We start from the raw sequence: 17,791 nt of genomic DNA, 5'->3' as shown, positions 1-17,791 counted from the left end.
GGGAGGCGGGCTCGTCGGGCGGTGAAGAATGCTTAGCAAGCTACAAGTTTCACGCGGCAAGCTGCAAGTCTAAAAGCCGCCCTCATGGTTTTTAACTTGAAGCTTGTCGATTGAAGCGTGTCGCTGCCGTTCCGTTATACTGCCGTACTTCTTATACTGCGGCATGCGGCTCACTCACCGGGCCCGACATTTCACGCATCACCCGGAGCTTTCATGACTTCCCCGAAACAACCGCCGGTCGCCGACGCCCAGAGCGACGTGCAGGCAGAGCTGCCAGACAGCGTCGACTCCAGCGCCGACAGCGAAACCAAAACCGAAATCCCGGCATTCAAGTTCCCGTTCAAGCCGGGCGAACTGGCGGCAGCCAAAGGCTCGAACCAGCCGTGGTACAAGAACGGCGCCAAGAACGGCCACACCAAGACGCCGGGCATGGCACCGCCGGGGACTCGCCGGTCGATGGGCAAGCGCTGAAATTCCAGTGCCTGGCCTGCCGTCATCGCGAGCAGGCTCGCTCCCACAGTGGATCTGTGTCGTACACAAATTCCATGTTCACTGAAGATCCCTTGTGGGAGCGAGCCTGCTCGCGATGGGGCCGTTGCCGGTAGCACAAGTTTTTGATCAAGCTGCCCGCAACGAAATGTGCGCCACTCAATTGGACTTGGCGGCCGGGCGGATGGAGTCCCATTCGGTGACGTACGCGGTTTTGCTCTTTTTGTTGTAGAGGCACAGCTCGGTGCCTTGTGTGCCTTTCATGTGCTTTTGCGGGTACTGGCCCTGGAGCAGGAGCGCGGTATAGCCAACCCGGTCGTCGAACTGCGCGGCGTTGCCGACCGGTTTACTGTTCTTCAGGCCGCTGGCCTTGGTGCAACTGGCGAGTACGGCCTTGTCGTAGGCGGCCCAGGCGTCGGGGCTGGAGGCGTGGGCCTGAGAGGCGAGGGCAGTGAGGCAGAGAAAAGTCAGTGTTGCTGCTTTCATGGTCCAGGCATCCTTGGGGCTGTGGCCGAAAAGTGAGTATGCCTGAAGATTTGACGCCTCATCGCGAGCAGGCTCGCGATGAGGCGTATCAGTCTGGAACCGGCTCCCGGCGAACGGCACGCATCCCGACACTTTCATACAATCGCCGCGCCCGGTGGTTGTCTTCCAGCACCTTCAAGTCCACACATCCTTCGCGACGTTGCTGGAACACCTTGAACGCCTGCAACAACAAGGCACGCCCCAATCCTCGGCCCTGAAACCGTGGATGCACCACCAGATTCTTGATGTAGGCGCTGGTCCAGCACTGGCACACGCCAACAATGCCTTCGGCATCCCGGGCGATGAAGCACAGTGCCGGGTCATATTCCGGGTCGTTTTCAAACTGCCATTGCCACATGTCCAGCGCTGCCACGCGACCGCCACCTTCGAGGTAACCGAACTCCATCAACCGGTGCACGGCTGCGCCGATTTCGGGATGGTATTCGCTCAGTTGCAGGCCGGCTGGCCAATCGGGTGACGGCACGACTTCAGTGAGGTCGCGCCGCATCAGCCAGCAAAAGTCCTCGGCCAAGACTCAATATCCCTGTTCGGCGACAGCCTTGGCCGCAGTGATCAGGCACTGGGTCAATTCCGGCGAAGAGAACTTGGTCAGCACCGCGTTCGCCCCCGCCAGTCGGGCTTTCTCGGCGTTCATCGCACTGTCCAGCGACGTGTGCAGCAAGACATAAAGATGCGCGAAGTCCGGGGTTTCCCGCAGGGTGCGGGTGAAGGCGTAGCCGTCCATCTCGGACATTTCGATGTCCGAGACGATCAGGTTGATCTGCTGCGCGGTGCCTTGCAGATCCAGCAGGCAGTCGATGGCTTCCTTGGCGCTGCGGGCCGTATGGCATTGCAGGCCAAGGTTACGCAAGGTGTGCACCGATTGCTGCAAGGCAACCTGGCTGTCATCGACTACCAGGATGCGCGCGTTGCCGAGCAGTTCGGCGTCTTCCATGCTCAGTTCGGTCGGTGCCATTTCGATTTGTGCCGGGGCGATGCCGTGGATGACTTTTTCGATGTCCAGTACCTGCACCAGGGTGCCATCGACCGACGTCACGCCGGTGATGTAGGCGCGCAAACCACCGGAGCCGAAGGGCGGCGGGCGGATATCGGTGGTCAGGCAATGGACGATCTTGCTCACGGCCTGCACGTGCAATCCCTGCTTGGAGCGGCTGACATCCGTGACGATCAGGCAGCCGCCGTTCGGGTCTTCCAGTGGGCGCTCGCCAATGGCGCGGCTGAGGTCGATCACCGACAGCGATGCACCGCGCAGGGTGGCGATGCCTTTGACGTGGGGGTGTGACTCCGGCAACCGGGTCAACGGCGGGCAGGGAATGATCTCACTGACCTTGAGCAGGTTGATCGCCATCAGCTTGCCGCTGCGCAGGGTAAACAGCAGAAGCGAAAGTGAGTCTGCGCGGGCTTTGGTGGAGGACATATGAACCTTCTCTGGAAAAAGGTGACGGGCAATCCCGGGATCGCCATGACTTCGATGCCGGGTTATCGACTTGTCGGGGGCAGGCTTTAGTTTCAATGACTCAAGGGCAGATCAAAAGATCGCAGCCTGCGGCAGCTCCTACAGAGAAATGCGATCCCTGTAGGAGCTGCCGCAGGCTGCGATCTTTGCTTATTTCATCCCCAACCGCTTGGCCATTCGCCCCAGGTTCGCCCGATCCAAGCCTAGCTCACGGGCCGCGCTTGCCCAGTTGTTGTTGTGCCGTTCCAGGCAGGCACCGATCATTTGACGCTGATATCGCTCGGTGGCCTCACGCAAATCGCCGATCGGCGCTTGGGTGACGGTGGCGACAGGTTGCTCGGCAGCGGTTTCAACGCTGGCGTTGGGCAAGTCCAGGTCGGCTGCGCTCAGGCTGAGAATCTTCGGCCGTTCCTTGCAATTGCCCAGGGCTTTCAAGGCGCTGCGGCCGATCAAGTGCTCAAGCTCGCGCACATTGCCGGGCCAGTCGTAGGCCAATAGCGCGGCCTGGGCGTCGCTGTTCAGGCGCAGGCTGTTGAGGCCCATGCGCGAGCGATTCTGCTCGAGGAAGTAACCGCTGAGCAGCAGCACATCGCGCCCGCGATCGCGCAGGGCCGGCACCAGCAGCGGATAAACACTGAGGCGATGGTAGAAGTCGGCACGGTAACGACCGCTGCGCACTTCCTCGGCGAGGTCGCGGTTGGTCGCCGCGATCAACCGCACGTCGACCTGATGCTCCTGATCCGAGCCCAGTCGCTGCAGCTGACCGCTCTGCAACACGCGCAACAGCTTGGCCTGCACGGTCAGCGACAACTCACCGACTTCATCGAGGAACAGCGTGCCGCCATTGGCCAGTTCGAACTTGCCACGGCGGTCGTTCATCGCCCCGGTAAAGGCGCCGCGGACATGGCCGAACAACTCGCTTTCCACCAAGGTGTCGGGCAACGCGGCGCAGTTGAGGCTGATGATCGGCTTGTCGGCGCGGGGCGAGGCGGCATGGATGGCTTGGGCCACCAACTCCTTGCCGACCCCGGTTTCGCCGGTGATCAGCACGGTCAGGTCGCTGCCGCCGACCAGGCTGATTTCTTCGACCAGACGCTTGTGGGCCTTGCTCTGGCCAATCAACTCGCGATTCTGCTGGCCGCTGGCCTGGCGGTAGACCTCGGCGCGCTGATGCTCATCTTCGACCCGGTTGTTCAACCGCTCGATGCGTTCGGCGGCGTTGACCGTGGCGGCCGCGAGGCTGGCGAAGGCTTGCAGGGCATCCAGTTCGATCGGCTCGAAGCGTTCCGGGTCGAGGGCGTCGAGGGTCAGCAGACCCCAGGGGCGCTCGTCGATGAACAAGGGGCAACCCATGCAGTCGTGGACTTCCAGGTGATCATCCAGGCCATCGACCAGACCGTCATAGGGATCAGGCAAGTCGCTGTCGGCAGCGAAACGGGTCGGGCCGGGGCCGCTGAGCAGCGCTGCGAAGCGCGGGTGCTCACTGACCTTGAAGCGCCGACCGAGGGTGTCGGTACTCAAACCGTCGACGGCCAGTGGCACTAGCCATTCACCATCGAGGCGCAGCAGGGCGGCGGCATCGCACGGGAGTAGGGCGCGCATGGCTTCCAGCAGGCGGCGATAACGCTCGCCCTCGGGCAGTTCGCGGGAAAGGTCGGAGACCAGGGGCAGCAAGGCGGTGAGCAGGGGTTTTGCAGTCATAGTGACTCCATGTAGTCGGTATGACTATAAAGCAGACAGTGTCGAAATGACTATTACGTTATTAACTTATTGATTTATAACGATTAAATAATTGGCACGAAAGCTGATATGCACAGGGTAATCCGTTAGCAATCCAAGAAGACCAGGAGTCACCTTATGCTGAGCGCTCAAGACCGTGCCATCGTCAAATCCACCGTACCGCTGCTCGAAAGCGGTGGTGAGGCGCTGATCACGCACTTCTACCGCATGATGCTCTCCGAATACCCGCAAGTGCGCCCGCTGTTCAACCAGGCCCACCAGGCCAGCGGTGACCAGCCGCGTGCCTTGGCCAACGGCGTATTGATGTATGCGCGCCATATCGACCAGCTCGACCAGTTGGGCGACCTGGTGGCCAAGATCATCAACAAGCACGTAGCCCTGCAGATCCTGCCTGAGCACTATCCGATTGTCGGCAGCTGCCTGCTGCGGGCCATCGCCGAAGTACTGGGCGAAGAGATCGCCACCCCGGAAGTGATCGCGGCCTGGGGCGCGGCCTACGGCCAACTGGCGGACATCCTGATCGGCGCCGAAGCCAGCGTTTACGACCAAAAAGAACAGGCCCACGGCGGCTGGCGCGGGGCGCGGGAATTCATCGTGGTGGACAAGGTCGAGGAGAGCGCCGAGATCACTTCGTTCTACTTCGAACCGGCGGACAAAGGCCCTATCCTGGCCGCAGAACCCGGCCAGTACATCGGCATGAAACTGATCCTCGACGGTGAAGAGATCCGTCGTAACTACTCGCTGTCGGCGCTGGCGAACAAAGGCCAGTACCGCATCAGCGTCAAGCGTGAAGCCGGTGGTCGCGCGTCCAACTACCTGCATGACCAGATGCATGTCGGCGACAGCATCCAGTTGTTCCCGCCATCGGGCGAGTTCACCCTGACCGCCAGCGACAAACCGCTGGTGCTGATCAGCGGCGGTGTCGGCATCACCCCGACCCTGGCGATGCTCGAAGCGGCGCTGGAGACCCAGCGGCCGGTGCATTTCATCCACTGCGCGCGCAACGGCAGTGTGCATGCCTTCCGCGACTGGATCGATGGCCTGGCCGAACGTCATCCGCAACTCAAGCGTTTCTACTGCTATTCCGAGGACGACGGCGTGAGCCCGGCGGCGCACAAGGTCGGTTTGTTGAGCCAGCAGCAGTTGAATGCGTGGCTGCCGGAGCAGCGTGACCTGGATGTTTACTTCCTGGGGCCGAAAGGTTTCATGGCGTCCATCAAGCGCCATCTCAAGGCACTGGGTGTGCCGGAGAAGCAAAGCCGCTATGAGTTCTTCGGGCCGGCAGCGGCGCTGGAATAAATAGTACCGGAGACCGCGTCGCCCTCATCGCGGGCAAGCCCGCTCCCACAGGTTGTGTGTCGTTCACATCAATCTGGATCGACACAAATCCCTGTGGGAGCGGGCTTGCCCGCGATGAGGGCGACGCGGTCTTGAATGGAAAAAAGCTGAAAAGTTAATCCCTCCTTAACCGCCTTGTCGTCTATTCCCCCCGAATCCCCCGGACATGCTCCAGACTCTCAAAGGTCCGGGCCAGCGTGTAGACTGGCGGGCACTCGAATCTTGAAGGGAAACGCGATGAGCGATGAATCCATGCGGTTGGGGCGTGAACGGCGCTACCTGGTGTTGTTGGGCATCATTTGCCTGGCGTTGATCGGCGGCGCGCTGTACATGCAAATTGTCCTGGGCGAGGCGCCTTGCCCGCTGTGCATCCTGCAACGTTATGCGTTGCTGCTGATCGCGATCTTCGCCTTCATCGGCGCGGCCATGCGCAACCGTCGCAGCATCACGGTGTTCGAAAGCCTGGTGGTGATCTGCGCGTTGGCGGGTGCAGGCGTTGCCGGGCACCACGTCTATACGCAGTTCTACCCGGCGGTCAGCTGCGGCATCGATGTGTTGCAACCGATTGTCGATGACTTGCCGCTGGCGAAGATCTTCCCGCTGGGTTTCCAGGTCGATGGTTTCTGCTCCACGCCATACCCGCCGATCCTCGGTTTGTCGCTGGCGCAGTGGGCGCTGGTGGCGTTCGTACTGATCGTGGTGCTGGTGCCGCTGTTGACGTCGCGTAACCGCAAAGCGCTGCGCTGAGGTCATCTGCCGCCGCACATTGTCGGACAAAAAAGCCCCGTTCCTTGCACAGAGGAACGGGGCTTTTTTTGTGGTGAGCGGCGCATTCCAGAGACCCGGTAAAAAGGCCGTGATGTGGGACAGCCAAGGGTGCGACACATGTGCGACATGTTGTCACAGAGTTGGTGTCGCAGGGCGTTCATGGAAGCCGGATTGGCACATGGAATCGTAACTAAATTGGGCTGTTTTGCAGGCTCCCGTTTTTTCCCGTTCCGAGCCCGAACAGGCAGTTTTAACAGGGCCTGGCGAATGGCCGCAGTCCCCGTCATATCGGGCCTCTGGCAGGATCAAGGGTAGCAGGGAGGCACCCGATACTGTCTGAACTGTGGGTGGAAGACCTACTTATTTTGGTGTTTTTGTTGAGAATCAATTTCGATAAGATGCGCCACTTTTGCGAAAATGGTGAATGATTGTTGCCGGTTCGGATAAAAATTATTTCGGGATGAGACATGGTTTATAAAACGCTACATATCTACAATCGCCCGCACTGAATTCCCGACGCTGCTCAAATCTTAACCAGATGTGAGCAGGAACAGGGTGTCGAGAGGTCTGGTGGCTTCATGCGATGCCCAGGTGTCGGAGCCTCCAACTACCCGCACCAAATGGAATTGGTCTGTAACAAGGCCTTTGACCACGAATTCGAATAAGAACTCACCGCAGGCCCGGGATTTGTCGTACAGCGTCTGACGCACGACGGGCATGCCCTTATTCAATCCAAGAAAAATGCCAACCCTTGGCAGGGTGAAGTGTTGGCGATCAAAACCCAACTGCATTGCGCAAGCTGCTTTAGAGGTCGTGAGATGAGTAAAAACAGGTACCCCAGACTACTAGGCTTATTGCCGCTGATCGGCACGTTGTTGCTGTCAGGCTGCAACATGACCTTGCTCAATCCCAAGGGCCAGGTCGGTCTGGACGAGCGAAACCTGATCATCACCGCAACGCTGCTGATGCTGTTGGTCGTGGTGCCGGTCATCGTCATGACCTTCCTGTTCGCCTGGAAATACCGCGCGTCCAACACCAGCGCCACCTACACCCCGAAATGGAACCACTCCACCAAGATCGAGATCGCGGTGTGGGCCGTTCCAGTGCTGATCATCATTGCCCTGGGTTACGTCACCTACAAGTCGACCCACGCTCTGGACCCGTACAAGCCGCTGGAGTCGGATGTGAAGCCGGTGACCATCGAAGTGGTCGCGCTGGACTGGAAATGGCTGTTCATCTACCCGGAACAAGGCATCGCCACGGTCAACAAGATCGTGTTCCCGGCGCACACCCCGATCAACTTCCGCATTACCTCTGACGCCGTGATGAACTCGTTCTTCATCCCTGCGCTGGGTGGCCAGATCTACGCGATGGCGGGCATGCAGACCAAGCTGCACCTGATCGCCAACGAAAACGCTGAAATGGACGGTATCTCCGCCAACTACAGCGGCGCTGGTTTCACCGGCATGAAATTCAAAGCGATCGCAACTTCCCAGGAAGATTTCGACGCCTGGGTAAGTGAAGTCAAAAAGGCACCTAAACAGCTTGAACAAGCTGAATACGCAGCCCTTGCCAAGCCAAGCCAGAACAACCCAGTCGAGCTCTACTCCTCGGTGACACCGAACCTGTTCCAGACCATCGTCGACAAGTACGAAGGCATGAAACCGGGTCCTAAGGTGCACCACGAGAAGAAAGAGAAAGAAGTGGCCGCTACGGACATGAACTCGCATTCAGCTGCCGGGGCAGAGGAGTAAACGATGTTTGGTAAATTAAGTTGGGAAGCGATCCCGTTCCACGAGCCGATCGTCATGGTGACCATCTCCATGATCGCGCTCGGTGGTCTGGCGTTGTTCGCTGCAATCACCTACTTCAAGAAGTGGACCTACCTGTGGACCGAGTGGCTGACGTCGGTCGACCACAAGAAAATCGGCGTGATGTACATCATCGTCGCCATGGTCATGCTGCTGCGCGGCTTTGCCGACGCCATCATGATGCGTACCCAGCTGGCCATGGCCACCGAGGGTTCGCCTGGCTACCTGCCACCTGAACACTATGACCAGATCTTCACCGCTCACGGTGTGATCATGATCATCTTCATGGCGATGCCATTCTTCACCGGCCTGATGAACCTTGCAGTGCCGCTGCAGATCGGCGCGCGTGACGTTGCCTTCCCGTTCCTGAACTCCCTGAGCTTCTGGCTGCTGGTTTCCGGCGTGGTGCTGATCAACCTGTCCCTGGGCGTCGGCGAATTCGCCAAGACCGGCTGGGTTGCCTATCCGCCGTTGTCGGGCCTGCAATACAGCCCTGGCGTGGGGATGGACTACTACATCTGGGCGCTACAGCTATCCGGTTTGGGGACAACGCTGACGGGGGTTAACTTCCTCGCTACCGTGCTGAAAATGCGTACCCCTGGCATGAAGCTGATGGACATGCCGATCTTCACCTGGACCTGCACCTGGGCCAACGTTCTGATCGTGGCTTCGTTCCCGATCCTGACCGCTACTCTGGCGCTGCTGACGCTTGACCGTTACATGGATTTCCACATTTTCACCAATGAACTTGGTGGCAATCCGATGATGTACGTGAACCTGTTCTGGGCCTGGGGTCACCCTGAGGTGTACATCCTGATCCTGCCGGCGTTCGGTATCTTCTCCGAAGTCATCTCGACCTTCACCGGCAAGAAACTGTTCGGCCACCACTCGATGATCTACGCATCGGGCGCGATCTCGATCCTGGGCTTCATGGTTTGGCTGCACCACTTCTTCACCATGGGTTCGGGTGCCAGCGTCAACGCCTTCTTCGGTCTGGCGACGATGCTGATTTCCATCCCGACGGGTGTGAAGCTGTTCAACTGGCTGTTCACCATCTACCAGGGCCGTCTGCGTTTCACCAGCCAGGTGCTGTGGACCCTGGGCTTCATGGTGACCTTCGCCATCGGCGGCATGACCGGCGTACTGCTGGCCATCCCGGGTGCTGACTTCGTTCTGCACAACAGCCTGTTCGTGATCGCGCACTTCCACAACGTGATCATCGGCGGTGCGGTATTCGGTTACATCGCAGGTTTCGCGTTCTACTTCCCTAAAGCGTTCGGCTTCAAGCTGCACGAAGGTTGGGGCAAGGCTGCATTCTGGTTCTGGATCTCGGGCTTCTTCGTCGCGTTCATGCCGCTCTATGCACTGGGCTTCATGGGCATGACCCGTCGTCTGAACGCCACCACCAACCCTGAGTGGGTGCCGTACCTGTACGTCGCCATGTTCGGTGCGGTGATGATCGCTGTGGGTATCGCTTGCCAGTTGATCCAGCTGTACGTCAGCGTGCGTGACCGCAACAAGCCGGAAAACATGTGCGAACACGGCGACCCGTGGAATGCACACACCCTGGAATGGTCGACCTCGTCGCCACCTCCGTTCTACAACTTCGCCGTGCTGCCTAAAGCCGACGTTGTCGACCCGTTCACCGAGGCCAAGGAAAACGGCACCGCGTACAAGGTTCCGGCCAAGTACGAGCCGATCCACATGCCAAACAACACCGCGACCGGTGTGGTGATGGGCGCGCTGTTGACCGTGTTCGGTTTCGCGATGATCTGGCACATCTGGTGGCTGGCAATCGCGAGCCTGGCTGGCACCGTGATCTACTTCGCGATCCACGCGGCCCGTGATGATCAAGGCTATATGGTGCCGGTCGACGTGATCGAGCGCATCGAAGCCGAGCAGCACAAGCGTCTGGTTGCGGCAGGGAAAATCCCGGCCACCGCCACCCGTGTTGAAACCTCGTTGGAACAGGCTTAAACCATGTCGAACTTAGTGACCAATGCTGGACACACCCATGTCGATGGACATGGGCATGATGACCATCACCACGACTCGGGCGAGATGACCGTATACGGTTTCTGGCTCTACCTGATGACCGACTGCATTCTGTTTGCGTCGATCTTCGCGGCGTACGCGGTACTGGTTAACAACGTAGCGGGTGGCCCGTCGGGCCACGACATCTTCGAACTGCCATACGTACTGGGCGAAACCGCTCTGCTGCTGTTCAGTTCGATCACCTACGGCTTCGCCATGCTGGCGTTCTTCCGTGGCAACAAGAAGCAGGTCCTGGGCTGGCTGGCCATGACCTTCCTGTTCGGTGCCGGCTTCATCGGCATGGAGATCAACGAGTTCCACGTACTGATCTCCGAAGGCTACGGCCCTAGCCGTTCCGGCTTCCTGTCCGGGTTCTTCACCCTGGTCGGCACCCACGGTCTGCACGTGACCAGCGGTCTGATCTGGATGGCGATCATGATGTATCAGGTGCAGAAAAACGGCCTGACGGCGACCAACAAGACCCGTCTGAGCTGCCTGAGCCTGTTCTGGCACTTCCTGGACGTCGTGTGGATCTGCGTATTCACCGTTGTTTATCTGATGGGGACTATGTAAATGGCTAACGCAGCTCATTCCCACAATGGCCATGACAGCCACGATGCCGGTCACGGCAGCGTCAAGTCCTACGCCATCGGCTTCATCCTGTCGGTGATCCTGACCCTGATCCCGTTCGGTCTGGTGATGTACCCGACGCTGCCGAAGTCGATCACCCTGATGATCGTCGTCGCATTCGCCGTCATCCAGGTGCTGGTGCACCTGGTGTACTTCCTGCACCTGGACCGTTCGGCCGCGCAGCGTAACAACGTGATTGCGTTTGTCTTCGCCGCGATCGTGATTGTCCTGCTGGTTGGCTTGTCGCTGTGGATCATGTTCAGCATCCACACGTTCATGATGGCGAAGTGAGGTAGATCCGCATGTCCCTTAAGCACTTTATCCAAATCACCAAACCGGGGATCATTTTCGGTAACGTGCTTTCTGTGGCAGGCGGATTTTTCCTGGCCTCCAAAGGGCATGTCGATCTGGCCATCTTCCTGGCCGCCATGATCGGCACGTCCCTGGTGGTTGCCTCCGGTTGCGTGTTCAACAACTGCATCGACCGCGACATCGACCTGAAGATGGAACGCACCAAGAACCGGGTGCTGGTCCAGGGCTTGATCTCCCTGAAACTGGCCCTGATCTATGCGACCGTCCTGGGCGTCGCCGGCGTTGCCCTGTTGTACAAGGTGGCCAACCCGTTGGCCGCGCTGTTCGCCGTCATCGGCTTCGTGATCTACGTCGGCTTCTACAGCCTGTACCTCAAGCGCAAGTCGGTTCACGGCACGCTGGTGGGCAGTCTGTCGGGTGCCATGCCGCCGGTCATCGGCTACGTCGCGGTGAGCAACACCTTCGACATGGCCGCGCTGACCCTGCTGGTGATGTTCAGCCTGTGGCAGATGCCGCATTCCTACGCCATCGCGATCTTCCGCTTCAACGATTACCTGGCCGCATCGATTCCGGTGCTGCCAGTGAAGCGCGGCATCGAAGTGGCCAAGAAGCACATCCTGATCTACATCCTGGCCTTCCTTGTGGCGACCTTGATGCTGACCTTCAGCGGCTACGCCGGCATGAGCTACCTCGCCGTCGCCGCGGCCATGGGCATGTACTGGCTGTACATGGCCTGGACCGGCTACAAGGCAGTGGATGACACGGTCTGGGCACGCAAGCTGTTCGTGTTCTCGATCTTCACCATTACCGCGTTGAGCGTGATGATGTCCCTGGACTTCAAAGTGCCGACCGAGTTGCTGCTGACGTACGCGCCGTAAGGTTTAGATGCTGTAACGAAAAGCCCCGCCTTCGAGAGAAGTGCGGGGCTTTTTGTTGGGGTAAGTCGCAGGGCTGCTCGTCGGGAAGATGTTTCGATGGTTGCCTGGCTATAGGCAACTTGCTTATAGTTTACTAATGCGAACCGTATTCTTCGAAACCACATCTTTCACTGCTACCGTTGGTAATTATCTGACGGACGATGAGTATCGTGCGTTGCAGTCGCACATGCAGTTGAACCCGCAAGCGGGTGATGTCATGCCTCGAACAGGCGGTTTCCGAAAGCTGCGTTGGGCAGATGGACGTCGCGGTAAAGGTAGGCGAGGTGGCTTGCGGGTTATCTATTATTGGCTTATGAATGATGGCCAGTTCTGGATGTTTGCAATTTATGACAAAGATGAGCTTGAGAATTTGACCGCCGACCAAGAGAAGGTGCTCAAGAAAGCCATAGAAACAGAGTTGAAAAAACGAGGTACCCCATGAAAAAACGCGACCTGTTTGCAGAATTGATGCAGGGCGTTGATGAGATGGCGGCTCAACGCGGAGCCAAGATTACATTGCGCAATACTGTTGTGGAGGACATCCCTGCACCAGAGGTGGGGGCGCAAGAGATCGTTGCGCTACGGGAAAAGTTACACATGTCCCAGGCTGTTTTTGCCAAGCGAATTCGAACCAGCCCCAGCACCCTGAGAAACTGGGAGCAGGAAAAGTCGAAGCCCAATGCTCAGGCCGCCTTGCTGATCAGGTTGGTGGAGAAATTCCCGGATATGGTGGATCGACTTGCAGTCGTTTGATCACACCGTCGAATACCTGAAAAGCCCCGCGTTTCAAACGAATCGCGGGGCTTTTTCATTCACGCGCGGTTGTTACACGGCGCATCGAGCACCTTCACCACGTCATCGATGATCGCCTTGCTCATGTCCTGCAAAAAATGCGAGGCCCAGGCGTGCCGGTCGGAGTCGCGAACCATGGCGGCGTCTGAGGCGAGCAGTTTGGCGAGGTGGAGCAGGTCGGAGGCGTGGTAGAGGGCTTGGATCACCGGGACACCGGCGTTGATGCGGAACAGCGGTTCGTTGGCGTGGTAGGAGAAGGGGGTGAGGCCGATGGTTTTCAGGTCTTGAGGGTTGGTCATTGGGCTTCACCTCCTGCTGGGCTGGGGGTGGAGGGGCATGACTGGTGTAGCAGACGGATCGATAGCGTTCATTTGTAACTCCTGCATAAGTGAAGCTGTCCCGTTCGTTCTCAGGCGAATGGGTGGCAGCTGTGCGCAGGCTGAGAAACCGGAGATGCAGGACCCGGCAGACCCTAAGGTCTCCCACACACAGCCGCCATAGCACGAAAATTCAGGCGTAAAAAAACGCCAACAATCGTGGGGCGTAGCTGCGTGGCATCTTACTCGGGTTCTCAGGCCCGGTCGCTGAATTGGCAGCGACCGGGCGAAGTTATCCGGCAAGGATGGAGTCGGCAATCGTAGCGATCTGCTGGCCGGGGGGTGGCCGGGACACCACAACCCCTGTGGGAGCGGGCTTGCTCGCGAAGGCGGTGTGCCAGGCAACATTGATGCTGGATGTGACGGCCTCTTCGCGGGCAAGCCCGCTCCCACATTGGATTGGTGGTGCCGCCAATTTTATGTACGACGCTGACCTCCTGTGGGAGCGGGCTTGCCCGCGAAGGCGGTGTGCCAGGCAACATTGATGCTGGATGTGACGGCCTCTTCGCGAGCAAGCCCGCTCCCACAGGATTGAGAGCAGTCAGTTATTTATGGGGTTTATCCAGCAACCGGAAAAACCGCTCCCGCACCTGCAGACTATCGCTGTGCGCCACATTGAAACGCAGGAACTGACTGGCATTCGGCCCTTTGCTCAGCAAGGTCCCCGGTGCCAACACCATGTTGTTCTCCAGCCCTTGTCGAGCCAGGTTCTCGGCATGCAATCCATCCGGCAACCGCGCCCAGATAAACACGCCTTCACCGGGCAACGAGGAAAGCGAACACCCGGCCTCCGCCAACCAACTGGCCACTCGGCTGTTGGATTCATACAACCGATCCACCGTGCGCCGCGCATGCTTGGCGTAGCTGCCGTCGCTGAGCATGGTGCAGGTGATCTGCTCCGCCAGTTCCGAGGTCACGCCACCGCAGGCCATTTTCAGCGCGACCATCCGCGCCGCCAGTTGTGGTGAGAGCACGGTGTAGCTGACGCGGCTGTTGGCGGTCAGGGTCTTGGAGAAGCCCGACACATAACTCACATTATCCAGCCCGCTGGCCGCCAGGCGCGGGGTGCGGCGTTGCTGGATGTCGCAGTACAGATCGTCTTCGACGATGTGGAAGCCATGGCGGTGGCTCAGTTCCAGCAAGCGGTAGACCTGGGCCGGGGTGAACGAGTGGCCGGTGGGGTTATGCAGTGTGCTGTTGGTCATGTACAGCACGGGTTTGTGGGCGATCAGCAGTTGCTCGAGCGCGTCGAGGTCCATGCCGTCGCAATCCCGGGCAATGGTGATGACTTTGGCCCCGTGCAGCGCCAGGTTGGCGTGCATGTTGAAGTAGCACGGATCATCGAGCAGTACGGTGTCGCCGGGTTTGACCAGCAGGCGCATCAGCAGGTCGATGGCCTGCATGGTGTTGGCGGTGGTGATGATCTGGTCCACCGGCGCTTCGATGCCGAAGGTCGCCAGTTTGACCCGCAAAGCCTGGCGCAACGGCAAGTAACCACCGGCCACGCCGTACTCGCCCATGCGCAACGATGTCGCTCGCAAAGTGCCGCGCACGGCTTTCTGCAATTCTTCGGCGGGCAGCCAGGAGGTCGGAAGAAAACCGCAGCCGGGGCGCAGTGCGCCGTTGTCCAGCAGCAGTGCGCGGCGAATCACGCTGAGGGTGTCCTGGGGTTGCAGGTCCGGGCCGGTGCCACTTTTCAGCGCAGCTTCGGAACGATGCACGTAATGTCCCGAGCCCTGGCGCGACACCACCAGCCCCTTGGCGCGCATGCGGTCCAGGGCATCGACCACCGTGGACTTGCCCACGTTCATCAAGTCGGAGAGTTCGCGAATCGGCGGCAGCTTGGCGCCGTGGGGCAGGCCCCCGGTGCTGATGGCTTGCGTGAGCTGATCGACGATCTGCTGCACCAGCGGTGCGCCGGGCTGGAATTCAATGGCTTTGATGACTGCACGTTGAACCTGCATTTTACTGGTCTCTCCGGCAGTAAAGTTCGTTGGATTCTATACGAACTTGCCCTGATCAGGACAAGCCTCTCTCTCTACCATGCCCTTACAGACTTTTCTGAATGTCGGCCTTTATTGGCGGGCGTTCATCCGGTTCCTGAGGTGCTGCATGAGTGTCGAAACAACGGTCGTGGTGGCCAAGCCGGTCATTAACCTGCGGTTATTCACGATCCGGATCATCACGGCTGTTTCGCTGTTCGCGGTGCTGGGCAAGGCCAACGTCTGGCTCGACACGGCCACCAATAGCATCCTGGCCCTTGGATATCGTGCCTTGTTGCTGTTGTTGCCCCTGACTTTACTGGTGCTTGGGCGCCGTTCCCTGAGCGTCACGCTGCTGTGTGCCGGCCTTGGCCTGGTGCTGCTGGCGCTGACCAGCAATCAAGGCATGGTGATGTTTGCCGCCGCACTCTTTGCCTACGGCATTGCCATCGCCGGCTACCTGATCAAGAGCGAAGCGGCCCAGACCAAGGAAGGCGCGGCCTACAACCGCGTGGCCATGAACATGGGCAGCCTGGTGGCCGGTTTGATCCTGCTGTCGCCGCTGCTCACCCCAACGATGTTTTTCCTCGGTGCGGCGGCGTTCGTGTTGCTGTGCCTGCCGATCGCCCTCGGCGCGACCTTCACCACCGAACCGGTGCTGGCCCGTCCAGCCAGCCAGGTCGGCAGCAGTTGGGGCAACAAACTGCCGTGGGTGATCGCCGGGATCATCATGGGCATCAAGCTGTTCGGGGTGTTCTCGATCCTGCCACAGGCGATCCTGCTCAAGACCGGCGAGCTGCCGGCCTGGTACGGCCTGATGCTGATCCTCAACAGCGCCGTGGTGGTCTTCGCCCAGGTGCCGGTGATGAAGCTGATCGAGCGCACCGGGCGCTTCAAGGTTGTGGCGGTGATCGGGATCATCGTCGGCGGCTTTGCCGTGCTGTCCTCGCCTGCCGCGTTCCACGTCGAAACCCTTGCCGGGGCGCTGATCTGGGTGGCGTTGCTGTCGATCGCCGAATGCGCCTTCAGCTACCTCGATTACTTCTCGGTCAAGCAAAACAACATGTTCGTCAAGGAAGTGTCCCTGGGTGTGGGGGCCGGGCTGACCGTGTTGATCATGCGAGTGGTGCCGGCGCCGGACAACGCGCTGGTCCTCGCCGCCATCGGCGCCGGCGGGATCCTGGCCTGGTACTGGCTCAACCGTAAATCCAATGCGTCGTTGCATGACTGAGTCAGCGCCGTTGCGGTTTTCACTTTGCAGGTCGGGGGCATTATGAATACGACTTCATGCGTGGTAGTGGTCGGTTACAACGGCAATCGGGTTCACGACATCCAGAAATTGCGCGAACTATGCAAGTCGCTCTACAACGCCAGGCTTATCCTGCTGGTCGAGAAGATTCAGCCCCATGACGACCAGGTGGCCGATCACGTCTGTAGCACTTCGCTGGCCGAGAAAGACGTGGCGGCGTCCCTTGAACTGGTGGTGGGGTGCCTGAATGCCGACAGCTGGAAGCTGATCGGCGTGCTGCCGTTCTCCGATCGCGGCGTGCTGCTCGGTGCCGCGCTGGCCAGTCACTTCGGCCTGCCGGGCATCACCCCGGACGAAGCGCGGGCGGGCCTGGACAAGCAGATCTTTCGCCGTCTCGAAGCCACGGCCAGCCGTTCCCCCGAAGATTACCGGCCGGTGATTTCCGTGCGGGTCGAAAGCCTGGCGGAACTGCGCCAGCGCGTCGTTGAGCTGGGCGGCAAGGCCTTCATCAAGCCGGCCTGCGAAGGGGCGAGCCGAGGCTGTCGCGTGATCCATCACCCTTCGGAGTGTGATGACGCCTGGCTCGCCCTCAAGCCCTACCGCGAAGGCGGCATCGTCCTTGAAGAGCTGGTGCAGAACGCTCGCGAATACAGTTGGGACTGTGTGGCCGGCAGCACCTGGGTGACTGAAAAAACCACCACCGAAGGCGCCTACCGCGCCGAGATCCAGCAAGTCGTCCCCGCACCGCTGCCGGCTGAGGCCCAGGCGCGCTTGATGGCTGCCGGTCGGCATATGGCGGGTCTGGTGTCCCGGGACAACGGTGCCTGGCACAACGAAGTGTTCCTGCGCTGCGACAACCTGACCAGCGCTGTGGAAACCAACATGCGCCCCGGCGGCATGCACATCTGGGACCTGGCCAAGCACGCTTTCGTCAATTTCGATCCGTGGGAACGCTGGGTGCGCTGGGCGGTGGAAGGCAAGACCGAGCAGCATGAGCCAGTGGCTCGCGGCTACTGCGGCATTCGCCTGCTCCGGGCGCCGGCCGGCGGCATCCTGCGGGCAACGCCAGACATCGAGGCCCTGGCCCGCGCACTGCGCATCGACCTGGTGGAGGGGCAGTACGCCAAGCGCATCGGCGACTCGGTCAGCGCGCTGGTCAAAGACAACTTCTCATTCATCGGCCACATCGTGTTGTTCAACGAACACTACGGGCAACTGAGCCACGACCTGTTGCGCCTGGCCGAGTCGATTGAGTCACGCATCGAGGTCACTTGCCTGGCACCGGCCACCCGCGCCGTGTGCTGAGCCTGCAAGCAGCCGTTTTTTGCATTACCGATCAAGAGGGTTCGA

At 59.8% G+C, this 17,791-nt stretch carries 19 protein-coding genes; 12 read left to right on the top strand and 7 right to left on the bottom strand.

Features of this window, described 5'->3' with window-relative positions; all coding sequences use genetic code 11:
- Positions 1 to 213: 213 nt before the first annotated feature.
- Positions 214 to 471 (top strand): hypothetical protein, encoded by a 258-nt coding sequence (locus KW841_RS23930; protein ID WP_007970360.1) that lies wholly within the window; start codon positions 214 to 216, stop codon positions 469 to 471.
- A 177-nt stretch (positions 472 to 648) separates the two neighbouring features.
- Here the strand turns inward: KW841_RS23930 and KW841_RS23925 are convergent, their stop codons facing one another.
- The 4 genes from KW841_RS23925 to norR form a co-directional block, all read right to left on the bottom strand.
- Positions 649 to 975: a hypothetical protein gene (locus tag KW841_RS23925; RefSeq protein ID WP_218480048.1), complete on the bottom strand. Its 327-nt coding sequence runs from the start codon at positions 973 to 975 to the stop codon at positions 649 to 651.
- An 88-nt stretch (positions 976 to 1,063) separates the two neighbouring features.
- The gene (locus KW841_RS23920) at positions 1,064 to 1,546 is read right to left on the bottom strand and encodes an N-acetyltransferase (protein ID WP_102701093.1); all 483 of its coding nucleotides are present in this window, start codon (positions 1,544 to 1,546) and stop codon (positions 1,064 to 1,066) included.
- Between the two features lie 3 nt (positions 1,547 to 1,549).
- On the bottom strand, positions 1,550 to 2,452 hold the full coding sequence (locus KW841_RS23915) for a chemotaxis protein CheV (protein WP_007970363.1): 903 nt from the start codon (positions 2,450 to 2,452) through the stop codon (positions 1,550 to 1,552).
- A gap of 189 nt (positions 2,453 to 2,641) precedes the next feature.
- Complete coding sequence (gene norR, locus KW841_RS23910) at positions 2,642 to 4,192, bottom strand: nitric oxide reductase transcriptional regulator NorR (protein ID WP_104450997.1); 1,551 nt, start codon at positions 4,190 to 4,192, stop codon at positions 2,642 to 2,644.
- 156 nt (positions 4,193 to 4,348) lie between these two features.
- On the opposite strand from norR, the gene hmpA reads away from it, so the two are divergent.
- Together hmpA and KW841_RS23900 are read left to right on the top strand one after the other, a co-directional pair.
- Positions 4,349 to 5,530 (top strand): NO-inducible flavohemoprotein, encoded by a 1,182-nt coding sequence (gene hmpA, locus KW841_RS23905; RefSeq protein WP_218480047.1) that lies wholly within the window; start codon positions 4,349 to 4,351, stop codon positions 5,528 to 5,530.
- Positions 5,531 to 5,806: 276 nt separating this feature from the next.
- On the top strand, positions 5,807 to 6,316 hold the full coding sequence (locus tag KW841_RS23900; RefSeq protein WP_218480046.1) for a disulfide bond formation protein B: 510 nt from the start codon (positions 5,807 to 5,809) through the stop codon (positions 6,314 to 6,316).
- A gap of 551 nt (positions 6,317 to 6,867) precedes the next feature.
- On the opposite strand, the gene KW841_RS23895 is transcribed toward KW841_RS23900, so the two are convergent.
- A complete protein-coding gene (locus KW841_RS23895; protein ID WP_218480045.1) occupies positions 6,868 to 7,128 on the bottom strand; it encodes a hypothetical protein in 261 nt (86 codons plus the stop codon).
- A gap of 27 nt (positions 7,129 to 7,155) precedes the next feature.
- Here KW841_RS23895 and cyoA point away from each other — a divergent pair, with 27 nt between their 5' ends.
- The 7 genes from cyoA to KW841_RS23860 all read left to right on the top strand — a co-directional run bounded on the left by cyoA (position 7,156) and on the right by KW841_RS23860 (position 12,794).
- Positions 7,156 to 8,091, top strand: a complete 936-nt coding sequence (gene cyoA / locus KW841_RS23890; RefSeq protein ID WP_218480044.1) for a ubiquinol oxidase subunit II — start codon at positions 7,156 to 7,158, stop codon at positions 8,089 to 8,091.
- A 3-nt stretch (positions 8,092 to 8,094) separates the two neighbouring features.
- Entirely contained in the window at positions 8,095 to 10,125 is a 2,031-nt protein-coding gene (gene cyoB, locus KW841_RS23885; protein ID WP_007970371.1) for a cytochrome o ubiquinol oxidase subunit I, read from the top strand.
- A 3-nt stretch (positions 10,126 to 10,128) separates the two neighbouring features.
- A complete protein-coding gene (locus KW841_RS23880) occupies positions 10,129 to 10,755 on the top strand; it encodes a cytochrome o ubiquinol oxidase subunit III (protein WP_102701088.1) in 627 nt (208 codons plus the stop codon).
- Positions 10,756 to 11,103 carry a cytochrome o ubiquinol oxidase subunit IV gene (cyoD, locus tag KW841_RS23875; protein WP_007970373.1) on the top strand — a complete coding sequence of 116 codons (348 nt, stop codon included), beginning with the start codon at positions 10,756 to 10,758 and terminating at the stop codon, positions 11,101 to 11,103.
- 11 nt (positions 11,104 to 11,114) lie between these two features.
- Positions 11,115 to 12,002, top strand: coding sequence for a heme o synthase (gene cyoE, locus KW841_RS23870; protein WP_104451002.1), 888 nt, complete (start codon positions 11,115 to 11,117; stop codon positions 12,000 to 12,002).
- A 136-nt stretch (positions 12,003 to 12,138) separates the two neighbouring features.
- Positions 12,139 to 12,483: a hypothetical protein gene (locus KW841_RS23865; RefSeq protein WP_033047368.1), complete on the top strand. Its 345-nt coding sequence runs from the start codon at positions 12,139 to 12,141 to the stop codon at positions 12,481 to 12,483.
- Positions 12,480 to 12,794, top strand: coding sequence for a DNA-binding transcriptional regulator (locus tag KW841_RS23860; protein ID WP_218480043.1), 315 nt, complete (start codon positions 12,480 to 12,482; stop codon positions 12,792 to 12,794). The genes KW841_RS23865 and KW841_RS23860 overlap by 4 nt, the downstream gene beginning before the upstream one ends.
- 59 nt (positions 12,795 to 12,853) lie before the next feature.
- Here KW841_RS23860 and KW841_RS23855 read toward each other — a convergent pair whose 3' ends face one another.
- Both KW841_RS23855 and KW841_RS23850 read right to left on the bottom strand, forming a co-directional pair.
- Positions 12,854 to 13,132 carry a DUF3077 domain-containing protein gene (locus KW841_RS23855; protein ID WP_218480042.1) on the bottom strand — a complete coding sequence of 93 codons (279 nt, stop codon included), beginning with the start codon at positions 13,130 to 13,132 and terminating at the stop codon, positions 12,854 to 12,856.
- Between the two features lie 623 nt (positions 13,133 to 13,755).
- Positions 13,756 to 15,174: a PLP-dependent aminotransferase family protein gene (locus tag KW841_RS23850; protein WP_218480041.1), complete on the bottom strand. Its 1,419-nt coding sequence runs from the start codon at positions 15,172 to 15,174 to the stop codon at positions 13,756 to 13,758.
- A 148-nt stretch (positions 15,175 to 15,322) separates the two neighbouring features.
- Here KW841_RS23850 and KW841_RS23845 point away from each other — a divergent pair, with 148 nt between their 5' ends.
- Together KW841_RS23845 and KW841_RS23840 are read left to right on the top strand one after the other, a co-directional pair.
- The gene (locus tag KW841_RS23845; RefSeq protein ID WP_218480040.1) at positions 15,323 to 16,423 is read left to right on the top strand and encodes a hypothetical protein; all 1,101 of its coding nucleotides are present in this window, start codon (positions 15,323 to 15,325) and stop codon (positions 16,421 to 16,423) included.
- A 42-nt stretch (positions 16,424 to 16,465) separates the two neighbouring features.
- Complete coding sequence (locus KW841_RS23840) at positions 16,466 to 17,746, top strand: acetyl-CoA carboxylase biotin carboxylase subunit family protein (protein WP_218480039.1); 1,281 nt, start codon at positions 16,466 to 16,468, stop codon at positions 17,744 to 17,746.
- Positions 17,747 to 17,791 lie beyond the last annotated feature (45 nt).

The organism is Pseudomonas sp. PDM28 (assembly GCF_019219115.1).
Lineage (GTDB): Bacteria > Pseudomonadota > Gammaproteobacteria > Pseudomonadales > Pseudomonadaceae > Aquipseudomonas > Aquipseudomonas laurylsulfatiphila.
This window is presented reverse-complemented; position numbering and strand designations above follow the sequence as displayed.